A 22,846-nucleotide genomic window follows, 5' to 3' on the forward strand; every position below is an offset into this window, starting at 1 on the left:
AAAAAAGCGGAGGAAAATTTCATTTTCCAGATGCCTTCCTCTTCCTCAACACCATCAATGTAATATACGATAAAATCAGCGAAAACAAGCTATAGACAACGGCCCATCCCAAAAAAGATTGATTAAAAACCGTAAACGTAAGCACGAGAGAAATGATCAAACTAACTAACGGCATCATATATACATTTTTACAAACATAAGTCCCGGCGACCGATAACACAATAATTGCTAACGGTAAAATGCCGAATGCGATATCTAATTTATCCACCTGCAACAGCCTCCCCCCAGATTTTTATGTTATTTGTAAAAAAACATAACTACCAAAAGGATAACATTTACTTTTTCACACAATTTAAAATTACCCGTTTACATTCACTCCAGACTATGATAATTTAAGAAAGCGCTATCACGATAAGTTAATAGCTTGGATGGAGATGAGGAGAGCCAGGAATTCCACCCCTTTTGACAAGGGGGTGTTTTCTGGCTCTTTTTGTTTTTCAGAAGGAGGGCACGCCACACATCCAACACAAACAGCAAAGGGGATGATTTGATGTTTCACTTATTTAAACCGGCTCCGCACATTGAGAGACTGGATGATTCAAAGACGGATGCAGCATATAAACGGCTCAGGCTGCAAGTATTCTTAGGTATTTTTATCGGCTACGCAGGCTATTACCTGCTGCGGAAAAACTTTGCTTTTGCCATTCCTTATCTGCAGGAACAAGGTTTTTCAAAAACCGAGCTTGGATTGGTGCTGGCCGCCGTATCCATTGCATACGGCTTTAGTAAATTTATTATGGGCATGGTGTCCGACCGCTGCAACCCGAGGTATTTTCTCGCGACAGGCTTATTTTTATCTGCAATTGTTAATATTCTTTTTGTTTCTATGCCCTGGGTAACTTCGAGCGTCACCATCATGTTTATTTTTATGTTTATCAATGGATGGTTCCAAGGAATGGGCTGGCCTCCATGCGGCAGAACGATGGCCCATTGGTTTTCTATTAGTGAACGCGGCACGAAGATGTCGATTTGGAATGTCGCTCACAACATTGGCGGCGGGATCCTGGCTCCGCTTGTCACTCTTGGAATTGCTATGTTTGTCACTTGGAAAAGCGTGTTTTTCTTCCCTGCCATTATTGCGATTCTGATTTCATTTTTAATTGTCCTTTTGGTGCGGGATACCCCTCAATCTTGCGGGCTTCCGCCAATTGAAGAGTACCGGAACGACTATCCAAAACACGCTTTCAAAGATCAAGAAAAAGAATTAACGACAAAAGAAATCCTTTTTCAATATGTACTTAATAATAAGTTTCTTTGGTACATCGCATTTGCAAATGTATTTGTTTACTTTGTGCGGTACGGCGTAGTGGACTGGGCGCCTACTTACTTAACAGAAGCCAAAGGGTTCTCTCCTGAAGACTCCCGGTGGTCGTATTTCCTTTACGAATACGCCGGCATACCGGGAACGATCCTGTGCGGCTGGATCAGCGATCGCTTCTTTAAGAGCCGCCGCGCACCGGCAGGCGTTCTGTTTATGGCAGGTGTTTTCATTGCCGTATTGGTGTACTGGCTGAATCCGGCCGGCCATCCGCTGGTAGACAACATCGCTCTGATCAGTATCGGCTTCTTAATCTATGGACCTGTGATGCTCATCGGTCTGCAAGCCATTGATCTTGCTCCGAAAAAAGCAGCCGGAACTGCAGCTGGTTTGACCGGGTTTTTCGGATACATCGGCGGGTCTGCTTTCGCAAACGCGATTATGGGATTTGTCGTTGACCGATTTGATTGGAACGGCGGCTTCATCATGCTGATCTCATCTTGTATACTGGCCATCGTGTTCTTGGCTTTGACATGGAATACGGGAAAACGGGCGGAGCATGTTTAAGAAAAGATTATAAAAGATTAATATTTTTCCAACATGCCATTTACATCCGTTTTCTAACATAAAAGCTGTTACTGCTTGTTCATAAGGAGGAAGAAAAGATGAGAAAAAATAGATTACTAGCTTTGGTTCTGCTATCTTTTGGTTTGCTGTCGTTTATGGTTACACCAGTTTCAGCAGCCTCAAAAGGAAACCTGCTGTCTCCTGACCGTATCCTGACAGTCGCGCACAGAGGGGCTTCCGGATATGTGCCTGAGCACACGATCCTGTCTTACGAAACCGCTCAGAAAATGAAAGCCGATTATATTGAGTTGGATTTACAGATGACAAAAGACGGGCAACTCATTGTTATGCACGATGAAAAACTGGACCGCACCACAAACGGCACGGGCTGGGTGAAGGATCATACGCTCGCGGAGATTAAGAAACTTGATGCCGGCTCTTGGTTTAATGAAGCTTACCCGGCAAAAGCGAAGCCGCAGTACGCCGGCCTTAAAGTTCCTACATTAGAAGAGGTATTAAACCGTTTTGGCAAACATGCGAACTATTACATTGAAACAAAATCGCCTGACACCTATCCAGGCATGGAGGAAAAACTGATCGCTTCCTTACAGAAGCATAAACTGCTAAGCAAGCATTCAAAGCGCGGCCAAGTGATCATCCAATCGTTCAGCAAAGAAAGCCTGTTAAAAATTCATCAATTACAGCCTAACCTGCCGACTGTTCAATTGATGGAAGCAAAGCAAATAGCTTCAATGACAGATGCTGATTTGGAGGAAATCAAAACCTACGCTGTCGGCGCAGGTCCGGATTATAAAGCGTTGAATGCAGAAAATGTCCGCATGATCCGCAGCCACGGTCTGCTTTTGCATCCTTACACAGTCAATACAGAAGCAGATATGCGCCGCCTGCTGGACTGGGGAGTGACAGGAGTGTTCACCAACTATCCTGACCTTTTCCACAAAGTAAAAAAGGGTTATTAAAAGAAAAAACCTTGCGCCCACAGCGCAAGGTTTTTCTTCATTTATTCTTTTCCCGCAGCAGCTTCTGACTGTGCGCTTATCAGCTGGCTATTAATCTCCTTCGCATCTTTCAAATACTCTGTCTTGAATCCGCTCTTCAGCGCCCACACATAGAAACCGAGCGATACAAAGGCAATCAAGGCCATATCCCAGCCATACGTAATGACGTTCAGACCGCCGAATTTGTCACTGCCCAAATAGGAAATCATCATCATGACAAGCAGGTAAAACACCATCCATATGCCACCTTTAAAGTTTTGGCCAAATCCTTTCCATTTCGCCTTGGCCTGGTAATAGAAATAAATCGGAAGTCCGATCAAAATAATAAACAGAACCTGCCCTGTTAACGGCCAGCGCGCCCAATACAGCACGAGCGACGCAAAGATAAATCCAAGCGGCGCAATCACGCTTAAGCCTTTTAATCGAAGAGGCCTGTACAAATCCTTCCCTGTCCGTCTCAATGTCATCACTGTAACCGGGCCGGTGATATAAGAAATTAACGTGGCTACAGAAATAATTTCCGCTAACACACCCCACCCCCTGAACAGGAACAAAAAGATAAACGAAACAATCAAGTTAAAAAACATCGCTTGGCGCGGAACGCCGTAAATCGGATGAAGCTTGCCAAACACGCTCGGCATGTATTTGTTCTTCTCCATTCCGTAAATCATGCGGGAAGTCGTTGCCGTATACGTAATACCTGTTCCGGAAGGTGACACAAAAGCATCCGCATATAATACGATGACAAGCCAGTTAATATTTAATGCAATCGCCAAATCAGCAAAAGGAGAATTAAAATTAAGATGGCTCCAGCCGTGAGCGATATCAGACGGATTCACCGCTCCGATGAAAGCAATCTGCAGCAGCACATAAATGACTGTCGCAACTAACAGAGAACCGACAACCGCAATCGGGATCGATTTCCCGGGATTTTTGGCTTCTCCCGCCATATTGATCGGGCTTTGAAATCCGTTAAACGCAAACACGATACCTGAAGTCGCAACCGCAGTCAGAACACTTGCCCAGCCATTCGGTGCAATGCTTTGGCCCGCTGTAAAGTTTTCTCCATGAAATCCGACAAAGAGCAAAGCGCCAATTGTCAGGCCTGGAATAATGATTTTAAAAATCGTAATTAATGAATTCGCTTTCGAAAACAAATTGACTGTCCAGTAGTTCAGCAGAAAATAAATCAGCAGCAAAACAGAAGCGAACACCAATCCTTCTCCTGTCAGCGTTCCGTTTTTCACCAAACCGCTTGTCCATTTCGCCCATTCCCATGGCCACGAACTCATATATTGAACAGAGGCTACAGCTTCAACAGGAATAACGGATACAATTGCAATCCAGTTGGCCCAGCCTGCAATAAATCCGATAAACGAACCGTGTGAATATTGCGTATATTTCACCATTCCTCCTGCCTCAGGGAACATAGAACCTAATTCACTGTAAGAAAGAGCAATAAATAAAATAACAATCATGCCGATAACCCATGAAATAATAGCAGCAGGCCCCGCAATTTGGGCAGCGCGCCACGCCCCAAATAACCAGCCTGATCCGATCATCGACCCGAGCCCGACCATCATAAGGGCAAACGTTCCCATTCTTCGATGTAACTGATTCATATCGTAAACACCTTTCATGTATGATGACATTCTGTTGCTAAGTTATATTATTATTCTGATTACTTTACTTTGTCAATATTTATCGAATGATAGCTAAAATAATAAAAAATCAATGTATCTCGCCTTCCAATATAGGAATTTAGTAACTAGCTTCACCTAAAATAGAATTTACTGTAAAACAATTGATAAAATACACAGAGGTTTAGCCTTAAGCAGAACGGGAATGATACAGGAAACATTATTTTTAAAATAGAAAGGAGTTATTACCATGAAACAAAAGCTGTTACTTTCCGGTCTCGCTGTTTCAACTGTCGGCATCACTTCTTATCTATTAAAAGACCCGTCAAACCGCCAAAAGGCAAGAGAATTCATTCACAGCATGAAAATGAAGATAACAAAACAACCAGATATGGAAACGTTCCCAGTCGATAAAGCCGGTCACCCGCACCCGCATGACATTGAGGACAACAAAATGGTATCCGAAGGCTCCATGTATCCTGTTCAATACTACGATGAAAAAAAGAAGTAATCAAAAAGCTCTCTTCGAAAAGGAAGAGAGCTTTTATATTTAGCTTTTCCGTCTAATGCTGCTCATCACAAATCCGCTTTCAGGCAATGACGGCATTCTGGCAAGACTGTAATGCAGCGATTGTTTTGGCACGTCATATTCAACCTGATTCACGAGAAAATCCAGGCTCGCTTTCATCACTTCAATGGTAATCCCTTCCCCCGGACAGCGGTGGCCCTTCTCCGCGTTGCCCCCGCCTTGAGGGATGAAATCAAACGGATTGTCCTCCCGCTCTTTAAATCGCTCAGGCCGGAACTCATCAGGCTTGTCCCACATACGGGGATCATGATTCGTTCCATACACATCAAGCAGCACTGATGCACCCTTTTTAAACTCACAATCATTCCATATAAAATCCTTTTTGACAACGGCTCCTAAAAACGGCCCAAAGGGATAAAATCTGCGCACCTCCTGCACAAACATTTCTCTTTCCTGACTGCCTCCAGAACGAAGCCATTCCTTATACTTCGGGTGTTCATGCAGCGCCAACGCTGAAAACGAAATAAAGTAAGCTATCGCTATAATCGGACGCAGCACATTAATGAGCTCGATGGCTGCCATGCGGGCATCAAGCCGGCTCCCATTCTCTTGCGTATAAAAAGCCATTTCATGCAGCGCTGAACCATTTTCAGTTTTCAGCCTGCCGCCGCGGACCTCTTCAATCATTTTTTCAATCCACTCTTCTGTTCGGGGTCTTGCTCTTCTTCCCTTCCAATGCCGCGGTCCCACAGCACCGAACGCGTCTACCATATCAATGAAATCGTCCGCTCTCTCTTTCACTTCCGTTTCCGTCAGCGGAACACCCGCCCAATAGCAGGCCACCCGGCATAAGATTTCTTTTGCTTCATCAAACAACACAACCTGATCCACCATTTCCCATCTTGTTACAGCCGCTTCCCACTGCTCTGTCATCAGCTCAGCCAGCCGTTTTTGATGCGGCGGTGTCATTAATGACAGAAAAAGCAGCTTCCGATGAATATGAGCGTCGCCATCCATTGTCTGGATTGCATTGACGCCAAACAGCGATTTCTGCACTCGTTTCGGGAGAGCACCCTGCCGCTGAAACCGTTCGGTATCATAAAATACCTTCGCAGCCTCCGCGCCGCTCATACAAATAAATGTTTTTCCAAGCAAGCGTGCCTGGAACAAATCCGAATGGTAATGCTCTTTTCTATTCTTTATAAACAAATATCCTTCCCGCATCAAAGCCACACTGTTATCGAGGCTTTTGTCATGTGGAATCTGCTCATTCATCCCGCAACCCTGCCTTCCTTTTTTACTTCTGTTTTCACGTTATCTCACGAAGATAAACCCCATTACAGTATTTGTCTCCAAGCATTTTTTCATTACTTTTAAAGGTAGAAAAGCAGAAATGGAGAAAAGATAGATGATCAAAACAAAGGGGAGATCAAAGTGAAGAAATGGATATATGCTTTTCTTGTGCTCGTCATTGCCGTGACAGGAGGTTTGTCCGTTCATGCAAAAGCGCCCGCCAATGAAACAAAAAAGCACCTGAATGTCAGCCGGATGAATGTGGATAAGGAGTTCAAGGATACTGACGGAACCTTCATCCTTCATGATCTAGAAAAGGATAAGACATTTGTCTACAACAAGGAACGGGCCAACAAAAGACAAACTCCGCAATCTACCTTTAAAGTGACCAATGCCTTAATCGGCTTGCAGGTAAAAGCCGTCCGGGATGAATACGATGTCAAACGCTGGGATGGCGTCAAACGCGAATTCGAATCATGGAACCGCGACCATACACTTGGCTCAGCCATGCGGGAATCTGCCATATGGTATTACCAGGCATTAGCGAGGGACATCGGCGAGGAAAGAATGAAAACATGGCTTCATACCCTGTCATACGGAAACGAAGATATCAGCGGCGGAATCGACCAGTTTTGGCTGCAAAGCTCTCTGACAATTTCTCCGTTGGAACAAGAAGCCCTTATGGAGAAGCTTTACAAAGAGAAGCTCCCGTTTGACAAAACGGTCATGAAAACGGTCAAACGCATGATGATTCAAGAAGAAGGAGATCATTATACGCTTTACGGTAAAACCGGAACCCGCCTGACAGACATGGAATTAGGATGGTTTGTCGGATTCATCAAAACAGAGCACGGCTCCTATACGTTTGTCACAAATGTTGATGACTCCGGTACAACAGCCAAAAACATCACAATTGATATTCTAAAAAAATATGGCCTGATCACTTCATAAATGAATGAGCCCTGCAAACGTACAGGGCTCTTAAATGTCATGCTCAAAGCAATAATGATTCACAAGCTCTTCAATCAAATCATGACCCGGGTAATTTCCGTTAAACTCGAATTCAATTTCTTCAACAAATTCTCCATGATGATACACGTGGATCGCCCCATTTTGCCGGACGACACTAAACTCCGGCTGAAACGTATATCCGCTTCGTTCAATCGCACCCAATTTCATTCCCGCCTTTCTCAAAGCAGTAATTCATACACCTCATTTAATTCCTTGGCCCGTTTTTGATCCTGTTCGTCTTGGGCATACTTAATTTCCTTTTCCAGCACCTGATTCAAATATGACATCTCATCGTCATCCAAATCCTTTACAAACTCCTCTTCATTGGCATAGCGCTTCGCCAGCATCTTCTTGCAAATCCGCAGACAGACTTCGTTTTCAAGATGATTTGAAAGTGACTCGCGCAAATAACCGAGTGTAACATCCATAGTATAAGCACCTTTCCTTTGCGTTCTATATCCTATAGGTTGCTGAAATGAGAAAAATCCATACGTAAAAAATGAAAAAAGAGACATCAGTCAATGTCTCTTTTTCCTGTATTATTCAGCTGCTTGATTTCTTTTTGTAAGATCCGCCTGCACGCGCTTCCCAATTCCAAAAGCATAATAACTGATGACCACAAGAGCTAAGAAAATAACCCCTACAATTAAAGATATCCGAGTATCATCATTAAACCACATGCCGACAAGAACCATCAGCAAGAAAGCAATCGTCAAATAATTTGTGAAAGGTGCAAACGGCATTTTGAACGGATGTTTATCTAACGCCGCGCCCTTCGCTTTTCTGAATCCGAGGTGGCTGATCAAAATGATAAACCAAGGAATCATCCCCGGCAGCACGCTTGCGCTGTATACATAAACGAAAATCTTCGGCGGCGCAACATAGTTCAGCACAACGCCCACAGCTAATCCGATCAGCACCGCGATTGTGCCATACAGCGGCACACCATTGCGAGAAATCTTCGCAAAGAATTTCGGTGCCTGTCCATTGACACCTAATGTATAAAGCATACGTCCCGCGCTGAATATCCCGCTGTTGCAGCCTGACATCGCCGCCGTGATAACGACAAAGTTAATAATGCCAGCCGCTGCTGTAATTCCAACTTTAGAAAACGTAGACACAAACGGGCTTCCAAGTGAATTCAGCTCATCCCAAGGATATACCGTCACGATCACAAAAATAGCACCGATATAGAAAATCAAAATACGCCAGATAATGCTTTGAATCGCGTTGCGCAGCGTGTTTTGCGGGTCCTTTGCTTCTCCGGCAGTAATCCCGATCAGCTCAACCCCTTGATAAGCCGCAATAACCAGAGACAATGCAAAGAAAAATCCTGAGAAACCGCCCGCAAAGAAGCCTCCGTGAGACCACAGATTAGACAAACCGATAGCATCTCCGCCGTTGCCAAAGCCAAAGAAGATAATCCCGATTCCGGCAATAATCATTAAGATAATCGTCACGATTTTAATCATCGCAAACCAAAACTCAAACTCGCCAAACGACTTAACAGAAATTAAGTTCGCCGCACCGAGAATTGCCATAGCTACGATACCAGGTATCCAAGCAGGCAAATCCGGGAACCAATATTTCATATAAGAACCGACTGCGATAATTTCTGACATGCCGACGATAATCCACTGGAACCAGTTGCTCCACGCCGTCATATAACCAGCAAGGGGATGAATGTATTTATGGCCGAATGTTGCAAAAGAACCGGTACTCGGCTCCACATACAGCATTTCACCCATTGCACGCATGATAAAAAAGATAAAAATTCCGCAAATCGCATAAGCCAGAAGGACAGAAGGGCCAGTCCATGAAATCGTGCTGGCAGAACCCATAAATAAACCAACACCGATCGTACCGCCCAAGGCAATCATCTGAATATGACGGGCGCTCAAACCCCTCTTCAATTCTTTATTTTCCACTCCGCTTCCTCCTCTTAAAAACGAATACATGTACAGCTCAACCGAAATAGGATCAAGGCCGGCCAGCCTCCAAAACGTTCTTCATTTCTTATTAAGCTACAAATATCAGAAAATTCAATCATAAAATTGTTAGATAATCTCCAAAATTACTTATTTCATCATAATAAATTTCTCTGGAAAATACAATTGTTTTTTTCAGGTAAACACTTTCATTCAATGGGTTTGATCTATCACTTTAATTAAAATCTTTTATATGAATATAATGAAATCATGACAATATTGAAAACGATGCATGATACAGCTGCTTTCATGAAATGGGCATAAAAAAATAAGCTGTTCAAGATGAACAGCTTACCTAATAATTCACGCCGGTTTGACGTTTTAATGTTTCAAGCCACTCTGTATCACCTGTCCCATAGCCCTTGCTTTGCCCCAAATCTCTCAATGACCCATTCCTGTAGCCAATTGACAGAATGAAATCAGGGATAGCATCATACCCGATTTCCGCAATGTTACTGAGCTGTGAACCATAGTGAGATATAGCATAGGAAGCAGTTTGTTTTTGCATAGGATCATTCTCAAGTTTTTCTTTATATACCTCTAATAGATCTCGTCCGTCAGGTGTGATGTATCGGCCATCGACAACTTCTAAATCCTTCAAATGGTAGCCTGTGACTTCGTACATCTCACGAACTGCTTGGTACTTTTGATACGCCGCTTCGGAATATTGTGCTGAATCGCTGGTCTGGCTTTTCAAGATATGTAAAAACAGCTCTTTGCTGTTGTCTCCAGATTGCAGCAATCGCTCAATTTGACCGATGAGCTCCTTGTCGTCTGTTCCGCTCACCTTTACCTTATAATCGATGGGTGTAATGGTAAACGTAAGTTCTGTACCCGCCGGGATTTGAATATGGTTCCGATTCAGGAGCATTTGAAGCTGTTGGTTAACCTGGCTTCGCTGGAACACCTTTGCATTCTCCGATTCCGCTTCCCCATTAAACGTAAGATTGCGAAACGCTGCATCCTGGAGGTTATAGTTTTGCGCCTTTCCTTTGAATAGCCATTCTGTTTCATTATCGTAAGCAGCCTGTCTTTCTGCAGCTGACAGATCACTTCTGAAATAAGGAGACTTCGAATTTTGATACTTATCCTTTATATAACCTAAAGGATCGGACTTCGTTTTGTTTATCGCATTCATCCGGCTGTACTTTTCATCTAGAATTTTGATTCGGATATCGCTCTCAGATTCATAAGGATTATTGGATCGAATCACAGTTTCTTCCCCTGTGTCTGTCACTGTTCGGTCATTTGCTGATTGAAACACTTTGCTGAAAGTCCCGTTGTTCCCCGCTACACTGGTTTTTGAGTAATTGAGCTGATCGATTCCCTTCTCAGAGGGCCGTGTCTCAAGCCGGCTGTATGCCTTTTCCAGCACCTCTGCAGATGTACTCCTGCCTTTATCAGCCGAAACCTTTTTTGTGATATTCTGTGCCATGAGCTGGGTGCGGATATATTGACGATTCAGACGCATTCGATTCCCTCCTGAATAATTCTCTCTTCTCTATTTATCGGCAAATCTCTTGTATATATTAACCTCTTAAAACATTTATTTACACTTGAAACTTTATTATGTATGATGGAAAAAAAAGGAGGTTTTCTCATGGCTAAAAAATGGATCCTTCAATTCGCTATCATGCTGTCAGTTCTATTTACTTGTACTTATTCTGCTTCCGCGGCCGGAATCACTGCCATTGCAGGGAACAATTCATTTGATACAGCAGCCCCAATCGGATATTGGAAATATAAGAATATAGACACAACGATACTGGAAGCCGGACAAGATGAAGCCTATTTCACATTTACAGCCAATAAGGGAGAAAAAGTATACGTAAGAAGTACATACCAGAGTGCGTACACAGGGATGAAAATCGAAATTTACGATAAGAACAGAGTACCTGTTTCGCAAGGCACAGAAGTCATTAATCCTAATACATTTTCTTCTTTTATTTATGCAAATGCCGACGCCCAAAACACCACTGATACATTCTATGTGAAAGTGTCCCGCGGCACCTATACTGGAAACATGTATTTCACACTTTCGATTGAAGACCGGATCAAATCCGGCAGCGGAACGTTCCAATTCAGCGGCGTGGCTGAAAATAAAGGAAATACAAGCCTTAGCCCCTCAGGTTCTGACTCCAGCGTCATCAAGCTTGACTTAACAAACCAATCAGGAATTCCTCGTGATGCCACTGTAACAAGAGTCCAAACAACCGCTACTCAAACACCAAGCCAGGGAAATACACGACATATCATCATGACGAGTGAAAACAGCGAATGGCGCCGTGCTCTTGTGAATAGCTCAACTTCGGGATCTTATGATATATCCTTAACAGACCAACTCAGTGCGGCAAAGGTATGGAGTTTTAAATACAATACATTAGCGACTGCGAAATCAACGATGAGTAATGTAAAGGCAAAAATAGATTATCAATACGATGTCACAAAGCAGTTTTAATGTCATACTGAGCTGGCTCAGATTCCATGATCCGGCTCTTTTTTATGCTAAGCTTCCATAGAATAGACTTAGCCCAAGATGCAATTGTTTTGATAAACTATAATCAGTACAACCAAGGGAAGTGCAGCGCAAATGGCATTAAAACAGTTAAAAAAGCTATTATTTGACCGCCCACTGAAGAACGGCGTCATACTGAACAACCAATACAAAATCGAAGAATGCCTCGGCATGGGCGGCTACGGCTTGGTTTATGTGTGCACCGATATCCATACGCAAACACCGTACGTCTTAAAACAGCTCCGTCCGACAAAAGCCAAAAAACAAAAGGAAAGAGTCCGATTTCAGCAGGAAATTAGTCTGCTCAAAAGCATCAGCCACCCGCAAATCCCGGCCTTCATAGAAGACTTCATCATAGACGGACAAGCCTACTATGTCATGCAGCTGTTCGAGGGCGATAATATAGAGGAATTGTTATTTTTTCAAAAACAGCCGTTTACAGAGCTGATGGCATTACAGCTGATGTCTCAGCTGCTGGACATTGTAGAATACCTGCATGAACGTCTCATTTTTCACACTGACATCAGAACGCCAAACATTATGATGAATCACGGTAACGTATGTCTCATCGATTTCGGCCTTGCCAAACAGTTATCTCATGAAGAAGATGAGGAATTAAAGCTCAGAAAACAGGATGACTTCTTCGATCTCGGAGAAACCCTATTGTTCCTGCTGTACTCTCAATATAAAGGGAAAAAGAAGAAAAACGCCACTTGGCTGGAGGAATTAACGCTGACAAAAGAAGTAACCCTGCTGTTGAAAAAATTATTGGGCATTGATGAAGAGTATCAGCACACGGCTTCCATTCGCGAAGACCTGAAGCGTGCGATTCAATCAGTGACATAAAAAAACCCTTGTCCCAATGCGGAACAAGAACTTTTTTTGCGATTAACTGCTGCTGTAGCTCCGGCGTTTGTAGCGGTGGCTGCCGCCATAACGATCATAATGTCTTCTTCTGCCAGAGCTGCTGCTGTAGCTCCGGTAATGGCGGCGCCGGCTGCTGCTGTAATGCCGGTGTCTGCGATGGCGATCACTCGAGCTGCTTGAGAGGTACTTGATCGTTTTGATGATTTTTTTAAACATATGCTGTTCACCCCTTTTCTGCTTCCTATTATATATAATTGTTCGGAAGAAAGAAAAACATAGCCGGATCACTTTTTTGAAAACAAAAACGCAGTCCCATTTTCATTTGTCTGCAGCTCATAGCTAATATGAAGCAACCGGCATATATCCTCAATAATCTTCAACCCAAGCCCGTTACTATCTTGATCTCTATCAAATCCAATGCCATCATCGCGAATCGAAACAGCTCCTTTTTCTATCGTGACTTCCAGCTTTTCAGCTTTCGAATGCTTTAGCGTATTTTGAAAAATGTTATCGAATAACCTTTGGATCCATAAACTGTTGCTCATCCATATCAAACTTTGACCTGACGGCTTAAATTGCAATTCAATGCCATTGATACTGTATAAATAATCCCACTTTTTCACTGTGGTTTCTAATAGATTAGAAATATTGACTTCGTCATTTACAATATAAGAACTCTCTAACGTTTCGGCTGAGTAATGATTGAATTCATTCGTTAATTCCGCAATATATTCAATTTGCTGGTACAAAGATTCAAATGCGGTTTGATCCTGGCACTGGCTCTCCAAATAAAATAACTGCAGCCTGAGAGCTGTTAAAGGTGTATTGATATCATGCCTTAGTTTTTGCAGCAGCTCCTTTTTTATTTCCTCTCGCTGTCTTAGTTCCAGTTCCCGGTACGTTGTCCGTTCAATTAACAAGTTGACCGACTTGATCAATTCGCCAATTTCATCAGCGCGTTTCACTTCTATTTTATCGGGCACCTTTTGATCACTCGCCAGATGCCGAATGGTTTGATTCAATAGATTGATTTTACGCAGCAGAGAATGGATCGATTTTGAAAATAAAAAAGCTAACAATAAAAGTGATAATAAAAATACGGCCAGCATTGCCGGATACGCAAAAGACCTGTGAAAGGGCATGCCATGATTGATCGGTTTAAACATGCTGTCATAAATCACCGACATCAAAATGCTAACCGCCAGCAACAGTACCGGGACACTAATGACGGCCGTACATAATAACAACTGATATTTTGTCTTTAGCTTCATTTCTTCACAACGGTATTCAGCCGATACCCTTCTCCATAGATATTTTCAATGATCTCCCCCGCTAAATCATTAATTTTCGCTCTGATTTTTTTAATGTGCACATTCACGATATTCGGATTTCTGTCTTCAAGCTGCCATAGATAATCAAAGAAATGTTCCTTTGTTAAGATATTGTTTCTGTTTTCATACAGATAAAAGAATATTTTCCGCTCAATCGCGGTAAACAGCACTTCATGGTGCAAACTCCCATTGAATACCTTTTTGGTGTCTGCATCAATATACAAATGTTTGATTTGCGTAAGGGTGCCATAATGATGCTCAAGCATATTTTTCATTCTCAGCAGCAGCTCTCTCGGATCAAAAGGCTTTACCATGTAATCCTCGCCGATTTTCAACCCTTGAAGCTTGCTGTCCATATCATTGCGGGCGGACAGAAAAATAATAGGAAGGTTTAACCCCAAATCTTTTATTTTCTTAGACATTTGATACCCGTCCTCACCTGGCAGCATCACATCCATAATGACCAAATCTGCCTTCTGAATCACCGAAAACACATCCGCTCCATCTGTTTTCCACATCACATGATATCCCTCACGCTGCAAAATCTTCTGCAGCAGATCACCAATCATGACATCGTCTTCCACGATTAAAATATGATAACCCTTCATCTTAGCGAACCTTTCTAATAAACTCCATGGAAAGTTTATATATTTGATCGGGCTGATATAAATAAATACTGTGTGTTCCCCTTAGTTCCTTTATATCGGCTGTATTAAATTGAGCCGCAAACTCTTCATAATCTTTTCGGTTTTGTATGGCATACTTTGAATTTCTATTTTGGTCAGAGACCGCATCTAAAATGAGGACGGGAGTTTCTTTTGGCGCCGGCAAATTTACAGATTTGCTGCCATTTTGGTCAGACTGTAACAGCTCATGCTCCATATCAGCATTGAAAAATTGCATAAAATTAATGGCTTTATAGATTTCTTTTTCTTCATCAGTTAAAAATGACTGACGAATCACCTCAGGATTGTATACTGCGGAAGGCATAAATCGATGAAAACCAATCGAGGTTAACAGATGAAACCCTCTCACTTTCAGTCTGTCAATCTCGCTCATTTTATGCGTGACATACTGCTGAGGCAATCCAATATCCATCGCAACAATCGCCTTAATTTCCTCAGGATATTTCTGCGCCCAATAAATCGCTTCAATCCCGGATATGGAATGAGGCATTAAAATATAAGGAGGCTTATTCCCGCTTTGCAGAAGCGCTTTTCTCGTCTGTTCTAATATTGTATCAATATCTCTGTCATCATCATACACGTCGCTGTAGCCATAGCCCGCACGATCCACTACAGCAATCTTGTTTTCTTTTGAAAACTTGCTGTACAACCCCTTCATCTCATAAGCAGGCGCAGCAATCCCCGAACCAGACATAAACACAAACGTATCCTTCCCGCTTCCCTCTTGATACACATTCATCTTTTTACCGTCAACATCGACTAATGTGCCTTTTTCTTTAAGGAGTGCTGCTTCCTTATTTAGCTGGTAATGGTGGTAGATAAAGACCGAGACGGCTGCAAGCAAAATCAAAGCACCTATGCTGCCAAAAAAGATTTTTACGACTTTCCATAACGTTTTCATATGATGCTCCTTTCACGTGATACTGAAAGGATACGATATGAAAATAAATAACTGATTAACTTTGGAACAGTTTTATTTTCATATTTGACTTTGCCCTTACGGAAAGGTGTATATTTGGAGCATAGCAGAACATTTGATGAATATACCCACTAATAAAAAAATATTTCATGATTAAAAAAACCTTCCTGCTTATAGGAAGGACCGTTTGCCATACATACTGACAAGAATGTCAAATCATTCTGTGATTGATTCAACCAGGGCAAATGAATTGGCCATTCTTTTATTATTTGTTCAGCTTTCATCCTTTCAATCCTCCTTATCTTTAAGCTGAAAAGCAATCAGCTTTCCTAATGCCTCTTCAGCCGCAAACGGAGCAACCATTCCTGAAGGATGTTCATGCTCATGTTTTAGGCATTCATACATCTTCGGTTCAATGTAAGAAGGATCGATCCATGCAATACACCAGGATGCCCAAAAACGAGATTGTCCTTCACTTTCTTGAGCGATTTTGATGACAAAGGGCAGACTGGCCTTCCCGATTCTCATAAGTGAAATGGCCGCAGCCATCCTTGTATCTTCGGCATGACTTTTTAATAAACATGACAGTTCCTCCGCTGCTTCACCCGCACCTTCCCCAAACTCGCCTAAAACGGCCGCCGCAATATTACGCAAAGAACCTTCCTCTTTTAAGGCCTCAACCAAAACAGGTATTGCATCTTGTCCTGATTTCTTTAGCTCCCCTATCGCTTGAACAATTGTGATCTCATTTGTATTCGCTAAATTCTGAACAGACAACGACAATTCATCACCATTTGATTTCATAAAAGAGCCCCTCTCTCGTTTGATAACAGATACTCAGCATATTTTCCACAAAGATATATCAGTAAGCGCCTTAACTTTCAATTAACTTATAAATACCACAAACACTGTAAATACTCCTGTGAGGAGCTAATAAAACGACTAACAAACTGACCATTTTGACATCATATATACTACTGTTAACTTGTTTGTCAGTTAGTATCAGTAATACTACTATAAGAATCTCGGCTGCCCTTTGAGTGAGATGATGCAAGTGTTTACTCCCCAAGTGGCAACTTCCTTGACATTTACGCGGATGTTGAGGTTTACATGCTCTTGTGTTTCCAGTTTTCGAGCAAGGCAATCGTGCCGTACTTCACCTCGCCGTCGGCAAAGCCTTAAGAAATCTCTTTCAGCTTCAATGGCCTTTGACACATACAGAACGATACCGGCCCTTGGAAAGCTTATGGACTGACTTTGATAAAAAAACACCCGCTTGATAACAAGCGGATGTTAGATCTTTCGAAATGAACCCATTGAATTTTAAACAGTAAAACAAAGCAGTATATTATTGATTAATATCTTTTAGCGCCTGTTTCGGTTGTGAATGAAAAATCATCAATGATGCAATAATTGCAATCATAACCCCTAATGCACCAATCCAGGTAATCGAGGCCAATGATACGTTTTCTACAAAAACTCCCCCTATTCCTGCGCCGACTGCCATGGCGAATTGCATCATTGACTGATTCATGCTAAGCAAAACACCTGACATTCCCGGTTCTATTGTAGCCAAGTGAAATTGCTGTGTCGGACCGGTAGACCATGCGGCAAACGACCATAATATCAGAATCACCAACACTCCGATATGGGAATGGGTGACAAGTGACAGCAGAATCAGTGTGACGATATGCAATGTCATCCCGCCAACGAGTGTAAAGGGCACTCCCCATTTATCGGTGCTATATCCCCCAAACTTTGATCCAACCAAACTGGCTATTCCAAATATAAGCAAAACACCGCTAAGCAGCTTGCCGCTTATTCCTGAAATGTTCAAGAGATACGGTGACAGATAGGTATAAGCAACAGAATATCCCCCAAGCCAGAAGAAAGTGATTGATAATCCCATCGCCACTTTCCGTTTTTTGAAAAGAGCAAGCTGTTGAAGCAAAGGTACAGGTTTATCCCCTTCAGTATGCGGAAGAGTAAAGAATATAACGGCCATTGCGATCAATCCCAACAAAGCAATTGCACCAAATACAGACTTCCAGCCTAATGCTACTGCTATCATTCTTCCAAGCGGAACACCAATGATTAAAGAAGCGGTAAATCCCATAACGACCGTAGCGATGGCACTGCCCTGCTTCCCTTCCGGCGCAATCTTAGCGGCAATCGTTAATGCGGTTACAACAACCACACCTGCTCCCATCGCCATAATGATCCGCGCTGCAATAAACCAACCATAACCAGGCAGAACAAAGGCCAAGATATTGCCGAACACAAACAAACCGAGAGCATAAATCATCAATCTGCGTCTATCCATACTTGCTGTCAACGCCATGAGTACGGGTGTTAAAAGAGCATATACAAGTGAAAAGATCGTAATGAGCTGGCCCGCGGCGGCCAAGGTGATCCCGAGTGTATGCGCAATGTGATCCAAAATACCGGAAATGATGTACTCTGAAGTTCCGACTAAAAAGCTGACAATGGCTAACATATAAATTTTCCAGGTGTTAGACATAAACATTCACTCCTTAATTTTTATTAAAACAACATATCACGAATTATCGATATGTTAATTTAAAAAATAAACACATCGCAATATGTCGATATGTATGGCGTAAAAATAAACATCTTTTGATGTTTATTTTTATATCTCTGTTTTAAGAAAGTCCGCAAGTTTCCCAATGGCTTCTTCATCTCTTTTGTAATAAGTGTACTTTCCGATTCGTTGAGCCTTAATCAGGCCGGCTCTTAAAAGGATGGTGAGATATTGGGAAGCCGTTGATTGCGTCATTTTCAATTTGTCTGTTATTTGACTGACACATACCCCGATTGTGTTCATATCAATCCCTTCATGGGGTGAAAAATGACGATCAGGTTCCTTCAGCCATTGCAAAATTTGCAGCCTTGATTCATTTGATAAGGCTTTGAATACTTCAATTGGTTCCATATCGTTTATTATATCGTTATATTCCGATATGTCAATTCGTTTTTTCGTTTTTGATGACTGACTTCTTTTTAGACATTAAAAATCTGAAGACTTATTTCAGTTCAGTTGGAGGTATTACAGAACTTAACTTTCGCATATCTACTGTTAGATTGACCATTAGAAAGCGCTGCTTTATATATACTTTGCTCTCATTCTGCTTTTTTATCTCTCCAAATATTATAGATTTTTCTCAAGATCATTACATAATTTAAATACCATCACTCGTTCGCCTGTCCGAGAGCTTAAATCGGTATGAAAACTTTTCACTTCTTCTCCAGTTATCGTTAGGATAATATCCTTTAGACCCTCTATCCCTGATTCAACTAGCTCCGAACGAGTTTGTTTGATAGATAACATACCCTCTTTTGATCCACAAACTGCATATTCTGCTGGTGTTAAAATTCCTTTTAAATTAACGATGATCATATCCCGCAGTATATCAGTTTTAACAGATACAGACCCACGCCCAAGATAATCCTTCTCCCATTGCGTAATGGACTTACTGATCTCTGATTCAATAGAACCTTTCGTTTTTTTCATATATAACACATCTCCTGGCAAAAAAATTGGCATATTCTATTAGTTATTTCGTCTCATTAATATTCTCTTACAACATATCCTTCATATACACCTTCAATATCCAAATCAGTTGTGCCGTTTCTTGTGACCGCTACAATTTTGGATAACATATTTTCTTCCATCATAGAGTGTACATGCAAAAATCGAACGCTCCCTAAATGGGTTTCCTCAACTTCTTCATAAGATTTTAAATGATAAAAATGAATTGCTTTTCTTATTACTTTTTTCATACATTCCATATTTTCTCGATCAAACGAGCTCATTTTCTCTATTGTTTTCGTGACAAAATCAGTTATACTAGCGCCCATTACATTCTCCTTAAAACTGCTTTCTCCCCATATATGGGTGTAGAAGCTGACCACTTCACTCCATCATGACAAGCAATGATCAGGTAAGGCTTGACCTGTTTTAATAGAAGGAACCTCCACAATTGAGGATTCCCCATCCTTATGATCAACGATTAAACCTCTGACTTTAACATATGACGGCACCAGTGGATGTTGACGAATGATATCAACACTTTTTTCAATACCATTGCTTTTTTCATTTAGCCATTCATCGACTGTACCGCCTAAAAATTCAGGCTTGCAATTTTGAAAGAGATAATCCAATGTTTGTATTTTATCTTTCATTATTTCAAGTTGAGTTAGTCCATGACCTGTTGAAGTCTGCTTATCTTTTGTTCCTACTACAAAGACCTCCTCAACATCTTCCTGGTAAATCGCAAAAATAACAGACCTCATGATTTCTCCATAAGGGTGTGAGATAGCGGCACCATAACTTTGGATAGTCAGCATATTTTCTGCTGGAGTATTAGTCACTTCTTGTAAAATAGGCTCCAAGCCGTTTTCCATGTCCGTCAAAAATAATACTTTTTTATTTACATTCATATAACACACCTCTTCCTTATATTTATCATTTTTATATTAAGTAACAAATCCATTTGAGAAATGTTTAGATTCATAATTACCAGCTTTCCCAACATCCTTCTGGATCAATACTAGCCAGTCGAACCCATCCATTTTGAACTTTTTGCAGAAATACTGGGTCATTATTTAATAACCGTTCTACATGTTGTCTAGGCGCTTGGATAACAATCAACAAACGAAGAGGAGAATGATAAGCCTCATGGTCTGATTGCATGACCGATTGCCAAGGCAGTCCGGCTAACAAGTCACTTGCATTCCCCTGCATCACTCCGAGACCTGCAGTAACGGTTTGAGTTGCTTTATTTCCGCTGCCATAATAATGGGGTGCTACTGTTGATGCGTAATATTGTAAATTAATCCATTGGGCCACAGTTCCAGGTCCTGCAATAATATTTGCTAGGAGTTCACCGCTTTCATCCTGCTTCCAATCATAATTATGAAGGAAAGCTCTTCCTTCCAAATCACAATCCTGTGTTAGTTCACGTTGGCCGATAATAAAAGCGGCATTACGAGCCAGTCCCCATTCCGGACGTATCTCACTCCAATCTTCCGCAAATCGGTGTGCCTCAGCCTTCGGGTTTTTAAAGTTCGATTGGACATTCGGTAATTGGGCCAGTCGTTCTGCATTTGCATGATGTTTTACTTTCGGCATAACAGCTTCAATATGATCAAATGCTTCCTGTGCAGCTTCAGAAAGCTCTGGCACATAAATCCAATGTAATTCATCCACCGTTGTATTATGTTCAGCGGCAGCGAACACCGTATTCTCAGGGATTTTCATTCCTTCAGTTAATAGAGCTTCTCTTACCTCTGAAAGATTACATAAAGCAGCTAAAACTCTTGCATTGAATCCGCCGGCCGCTCCACCGCAGGCACCACAATCAAGAGCCGCGGCATAAGGATTATTGGTGCTTTGACTGCCATGTCCGCAAATCACGACTAAGGGTGCAAAATTCTCTGTTAATCCCATCATTTTTAGTGCTTGCCGAGCATAGTTCACTTTTTCTTCTTCAGTAAAACCCACAGGAATCTCTGCCTCTGTATCATTAACATGATGAAGCGAGAGTTTTGTATCAGGTTTCCGTAACCAAGTCTCACGAAGATTACGAATAAAACGATCTGCTCTTCTCGGCGCAAAGCTGCGTGCCACCATTTGCAAACTAAGCCAAGGTCCACTTAGCTCAGGTAGAAGTAAGCTCGTAAGTACATTCTGTTTCATCTTTTTAAATGTATAGCTTAAGGAATGAACTGCCTGCTTGCGTTGGTTGTATTTTTCGAGTACATCTTCATCTGCGAACTCTTTTATTTTGTTTTGCGGTTTTTGTATGACCGGCAAAGAGGCATGACTGTGTTTACTGCCAAGTTCACAAGTTGCAATCGGCACCCCGAAGAAACCAGCAACACCAATCGTTTCAAACGGGCCTGCTTTTTCCAGTTGACGACGAAAAGGCTCTGATCGTACATCGATACAGAATGCTAATTGAGCTAATGCAGATTTTTTACCGTTGGTTTCACGTTGTTTCGAGATGATCTTCTGACTTAATCGATCAGTGTGTGTTTGTTCCCAAGCTTCTAGCCAAAGTTTCCTGCGAAGTTTCTCATCAAAGCTGTAGGCAAATGATAAATATTCGTTTTGTTCATTGGCCGGCATCTGTGACCATTCCTCTAATGTAAGGCCCCCCCAATGAATCCAAGCTGCTATAAGGGGAGTAATTGAAATTTTATTCTCAAATCGTTCATTATTAATAGGTAAATATGGCTTTATAAGAGCCCACTCCATGGATATCCGAACTGCTAAATATTCTGTTAGAAGTGCATGTTCATGGCTCGATTGTTGGGAGCGCCAAAGCATCATCCCTGCCCATCCGGGTAAGGAAAGTAAATGGCCTTCAAGATAACGCTGTATTTCTGATTCGGGGATTTCTAGTGCGAATAACGCTTCTTGTAAAGCCACATGTGCCTCTTGCGGCCAACCTTTTAACCTTTCACGCTGCTTTTTACTCAGTGCTGGATCATACTGAATGAGATGCTGCCAGGCACGATAGAAACCTTTCTCACGGTTAGGCATTGTCCAACCTGCTTGAGAGTCATCAAGATATAATTTACTCCACTTAATGACATGATGATCTAGTATATTGACTACCCTTTCACCCTCTTGAGTCTCTATATCTGAACTTATTGGTTGCATATAAAAACTCTCGATATGATCCAATCCACTACATTCATCTGCCAATTTCTCCAGCTTATGCGATGATAAGAGACTGGAAGGCAATGGATCTAACTTTAATCCAGCATGACAAAATCGCTCTGCCGCGTCCCGCGGGATGGTAAAGGAATGTGAATCAAGCCAGCGCTGCAGCCCCATTTCCACAAAATCTTCATCAATCTCACCTTTATTCTTTGCTGAACGAATCATAGACGCACTAGGATATATATCAACATCACGAGTATGTTTCAGCCAACTTGCAACCTGATCAAAAGGTTGGTTTTCAAGTCCCATCCACGGGTTACGTGCAGCGAATGTTGAAATAGGCCAAAGTGGTGCAATGACTCGGCTGGCAGATTCAATTAAAACGTTAATATCTCTTTCTTGAACATCAATATCTGTCCCTTTCTTTTTTACATTTTCTTTCGTTAATACGGATGTAATGCCCAACACTATT

General features: G+C 41.9%; 24 protein-coding genes and 2 pseudogenes. 6 read left to right on the forward strand and 20 right to left on the reverse strand.

What is annotated here, in order from left to right:
• Nucleotides 1-19: 19 nt before the first annotated feature.
• Nucleotides 20-268 carry a YbeF family protein gene (locus ACQVGS_RS20875; RefSeq protein WP_024120055.1) on the reverse strand — a complete coding sequence of 83 codons (249 nt, stop codon included), beginning with the start codon at nt 266-268 and terminating at the stop codon, nt 20-22.
• A gap of 282 nt (nt 269-550) precedes the next feature.
• Here ACQVGS_RS20875 and glpT point away from each other — a divergent pair, with 282 nt between their 5' ends.
• The gene (glpT, locus tag ACQVGS_RS20880) at nt 551-1,885 is read left to right on the forward strand and encodes a glycerol-3-phosphate transporter (RefSeq protein WP_024120054.1); all 1,335 of its coding nucleotides are present in this window, start codon (nt 551-553) and stop codon (nt 1,883-1,885) included.
• Between the two features lie 98 nt (nt 1,886-1,983).
• On the forward strand, nt 1,984-2,865 hold the full coding sequence (locus tag ACQVGS_RS20885) for a glycerophosphodiester phosphodiesterase (protein ID WP_095714522.1): 882 nt from the start codon (nt 1,984-1,986) through the stop codon (nt 2,863-2,865).
• Nucleotides 2,866-2,906: 41 nt separating this feature from the next.
• On the opposite strand, the gene aimA is transcribed toward ACQVGS_RS20885, so the two are convergent.
• Nucleotides 2,907-4,526: a glutamate/serine transporter AimA gene (gene aimA, locus ACQVGS_RS20890; protein ID WP_106021164.1), complete on the reverse strand. Its 1,620-nt coding sequence runs from the start codon at nt 4,524-4,526 to the stop codon at nt 2,907-2,909.
• 268 nt (nt 4,527-4,794) lie between these two features.
• Between aimA and ACQVGS_RS20895 the strand changes: the two genes are divergently transcribed.
• The gene (locus ACQVGS_RS20895) at nt 4,795-5,055 is read left to right on the forward strand and encodes a YbyB family protein (RefSeq protein ID WP_024120051.1); all 261 of its coding nucleotides are present in this window, start codon (nt 4,795-4,797) and stop codon (nt 5,053-5,055) included.
• A gap of 39 nt (nt 5,056-5,094) precedes the next feature.
• On the opposite strand, the gene cypC is transcribed toward ACQVGS_RS20895, so the two are convergent.
• Nucleotides 5,095-6,348 carry a CYP152 family fatty-acid peroxygenase CypC gene (gene cypC, locus ACQVGS_RS20900; RefSeq protein WP_491830556.1) on the reverse strand — a complete coding sequence of 418 codons (1,254 nt, stop codon included), beginning with the start codon at nt 6,346-6,348 and terminating at the stop codon, nt 5,095-5,097.
• Between the two features lie 159 nt (nt 6,349-6,507).
• On the opposite strand from cypC, the gene blaOXA reads away from it, so the two are divergent.
• Nucleotides 6,508-7,317: a class D beta-lactamase gene (blaOXA, locus tag ACQVGS_RS20905; protein WP_326374621.1), complete on the forward strand. Its 810-nt coding sequence runs from the start codon at nt 6,508-6,510 to the stop codon at nt 7,315-7,317.
• A gap of 30 nt (nt 7,318-7,347) precedes the next feature.
• Here the strand turns inward: blaOXA and ACQVGS_RS20910 are convergent, their stop codons facing one another.
• From ACQVGS_RS20910 to ACQVGS_RS20925, 4 genes are all read right to left on the reverse strand, one after another.
• Nucleotides 7,348-7,539 (reverse strand): DUF5370 family protein, encoded by a 192-nt coding sequence (locus ACQVGS_RS20910; RefSeq protein ID WP_024120048.1) that lies wholly within the window; start codon nt 7,537-7,539, stop codon nt 7,348-7,350.
• A gap of 17 nt (nt 7,540-7,556) precedes the next feature.
• Nucleotides 7,557-7,805: a sigma-G-dependent sporulation-specific acid-soluble spore protein CsgA gene (locus ACQVGS_RS20915; protein ID WP_010332841.1), complete on the reverse strand. Its 249-nt coding sequence runs from the start codon at nt 7,803-7,805 to the stop codon at nt 7,557-7,559.
• Between the two features lie 111 nt (nt 7,806-7,916).
• Entirely contained in the window at nt 7,917-9,305 is a 1,389-nt protein-coding gene (locus tag ACQVGS_RS20920) for an amino acid permease (protein WP_024120047.1), read from the reverse strand.
• Between the two features lie 355 nt (nt 9,306-9,660).
• Nucleotides 9,661-10,836, reverse strand: coding sequence for a DUF4885 domain-containing protein (locus ACQVGS_RS20925; protein ID WP_106021158.1), 1,176 nt, complete (start codon nt 10,834-10,836; stop codon nt 9,661-9,663).
• 129 nt (nt 10,837-10,965) lie between these two features.
• Between ACQVGS_RS20925 and ACQVGS_RS20930 the strand changes: the two genes are divergently transcribed.
• Nucleotides 10,966-11,823 carry a hypothetical protein gene (locus ACQVGS_RS20930; protein WP_283912758.1) on the forward strand — a complete coding sequence of 286 codons (858 nt, stop codon included), beginning with the start codon at nt 10,966-10,968 and terminating at the stop codon, nt 11,821-11,823.
• A gap of 132 nt (nt 11,824-11,955) precedes the next feature.
• Nucleotides 11,956-12,726, forward strand: coding sequence for a serine/threonine-protein kinase (locus ACQVGS_RS20935; protein ID WP_188323484.1), 771 nt, complete (start codon nt 11,956-11,958; stop codon nt 12,724-12,726).
• On the opposite strand, the gene ACQVGS_RS20940 is transcribed toward ACQVGS_RS20935, so the two are convergent.
• From ACQVGS_RS20940 to ACQVGS_RS21000, 13 genes and pseudogenes are all read right to left on the reverse strand, one after another.
• Nucleotides 12,711-12,974 carry a hypothetical protein gene (locus ACQVGS_RS20940; RefSeq protein WP_038954136.1) on the reverse strand — a complete coding sequence of 88 codons (264 nt, stop codon included), beginning with the start codon at nt 12,972-12,974 and terminating at the stop codon, nt 12,711-12,713. The genes ACQVGS_RS20935 and ACQVGS_RS20940 overlap by 16 nt on opposite strands.
• A gap of 57 nt (nt 12,975-13,031) precedes the next feature.
• Nucleotides 13,032-14,018 carry a two-component system sensor histidine kinase YbdK gene (gene ybdK / locus ACQVGS_RS20945; RefSeq protein WP_188323483.1) on the reverse strand — a complete coding sequence of 329 codons (987 nt, stop codon included), beginning with the start codon at nt 14,016-14,018 and terminating at the stop codon, nt 13,032-13,034.
• Nucleotides 14,015-14,686, reverse strand: a complete 672-nt coding sequence (gene ybdJ / locus ACQVGS_RS20950) for a two-component system response regulator YbdJ (RefSeq protein ID WP_106022458.1) — start codon at nt 14,684-14,686, stop codon at nt 14,015-14,017. Before ybdJ ends, ybdK begins: the two co-directional genes overlap by 4 nt.
• Nucleotide 14,687: 1 nt before the next feature.
• Nucleotides 14,688-15,665: an alpha/beta fold hydrolase gene (locus tag ACQVGS_RS20955; RefSeq protein WP_487446207.1), complete on the reverse strand. Its 978-nt coding sequence runs from the start codon at nt 15,663-15,665 to the stop codon at nt 14,688-14,690.
• 218 nt (nt 15,666-15,883) lie between these two features.
• Nucleotides 15,884-15,967: pseudogene (locus tag ACQVGS_RS20960) on the reverse strand (TlpA family protein disulfide reductase); the annotation flags it as partial.
• Nucleotides 15,968-15,971: 4 nt separating this feature from the next.
• Nucleotides 15,972-16,487 (reverse strand): HEAT repeat domain-containing protein, encoded by a 516-nt coding sequence (locus ACQVGS_RS20965; RefSeq protein ID WP_101860228.1) that lies wholly within the window; start codon nt 16,485-16,487, stop codon nt 15,972-15,974.
• 228 nt (nt 16,488-16,715) lie between these two features.
• A pseudogene (locus ACQVGS_RS20970) lies at nt 16,716-16,861 on the reverse strand (hypothetical protein); the annotation flags it as partial.
• Between the two features lie 170 nt (nt 16,862-17,031).
• The gene (locus ACQVGS_RS20975; protein WP_103672228.1) at nt 17,032-18,204 is read right to left on the reverse strand and encodes an MFS transporter; all 1,173 of its coding nucleotides are present in this window, start codon (nt 18,202-18,204) and stop codon (nt 17,032-17,034) included.
• 129 nt (nt 18,205-18,333) lie between these two features.
• Nucleotides 18,334-18,636, reverse strand: a complete 303-nt coding sequence (locus ACQVGS_RS20980) for an ArsR/SmtB family transcription factor (protein WP_024120036.1) — start codon at nt 18,634-18,636, stop codon at nt 18,334-18,336.
• 216 nt (nt 18,637-18,852) lie between these two features.
• On the reverse strand, nt 18,853-19,215 hold the full coding sequence (locus ACQVGS_RS20985; RefSeq protein WP_003241432.1) for a Na-translocating system protein MpsC family protein: 363 nt from the start codon (nt 19,213-19,215) through the stop codon (nt 18,853-18,855).
• A 56-nt stretch (nt 19,216-19,271) separates the two neighbouring features.
• Complete coding sequence (locus ACQVGS_RS20990) at nt 19,272-19,562, reverse strand: DUF6407 family protein (protein WP_101860230.1); 291 nt, start codon at nt 19,560-19,562, stop codon at nt 19,272-19,274.
• Between the two features lie 63 nt (nt 19,563-19,625).
• Nucleotides 19,626-20,144, reverse strand: coding sequence for a carbonic anhydrase (locus tag ACQVGS_RS20995; RefSeq protein WP_106021150.1), 519 nt, complete (start codon nt 20,142-20,144; stop codon nt 19,626-19,628).
• 76 nt (nt 20,145-20,220) lie between these two features.
• Nucleotides 20,221-22,839, reverse strand: coding sequence for a DUF2309 domain-containing protein (locus tag ACQVGS_RS21000; protein WP_106022457.1), 2,619 nt, complete (start codon nt 22,837-22,839; stop codon nt 20,221-20,223).
• Nucleotides 22,840-22,846: the final 7 nt, after the last annotated feature.

The sequence above is a fragment of the Bacillus sp. SD127 genome (genome assembly GCF_058566445.1).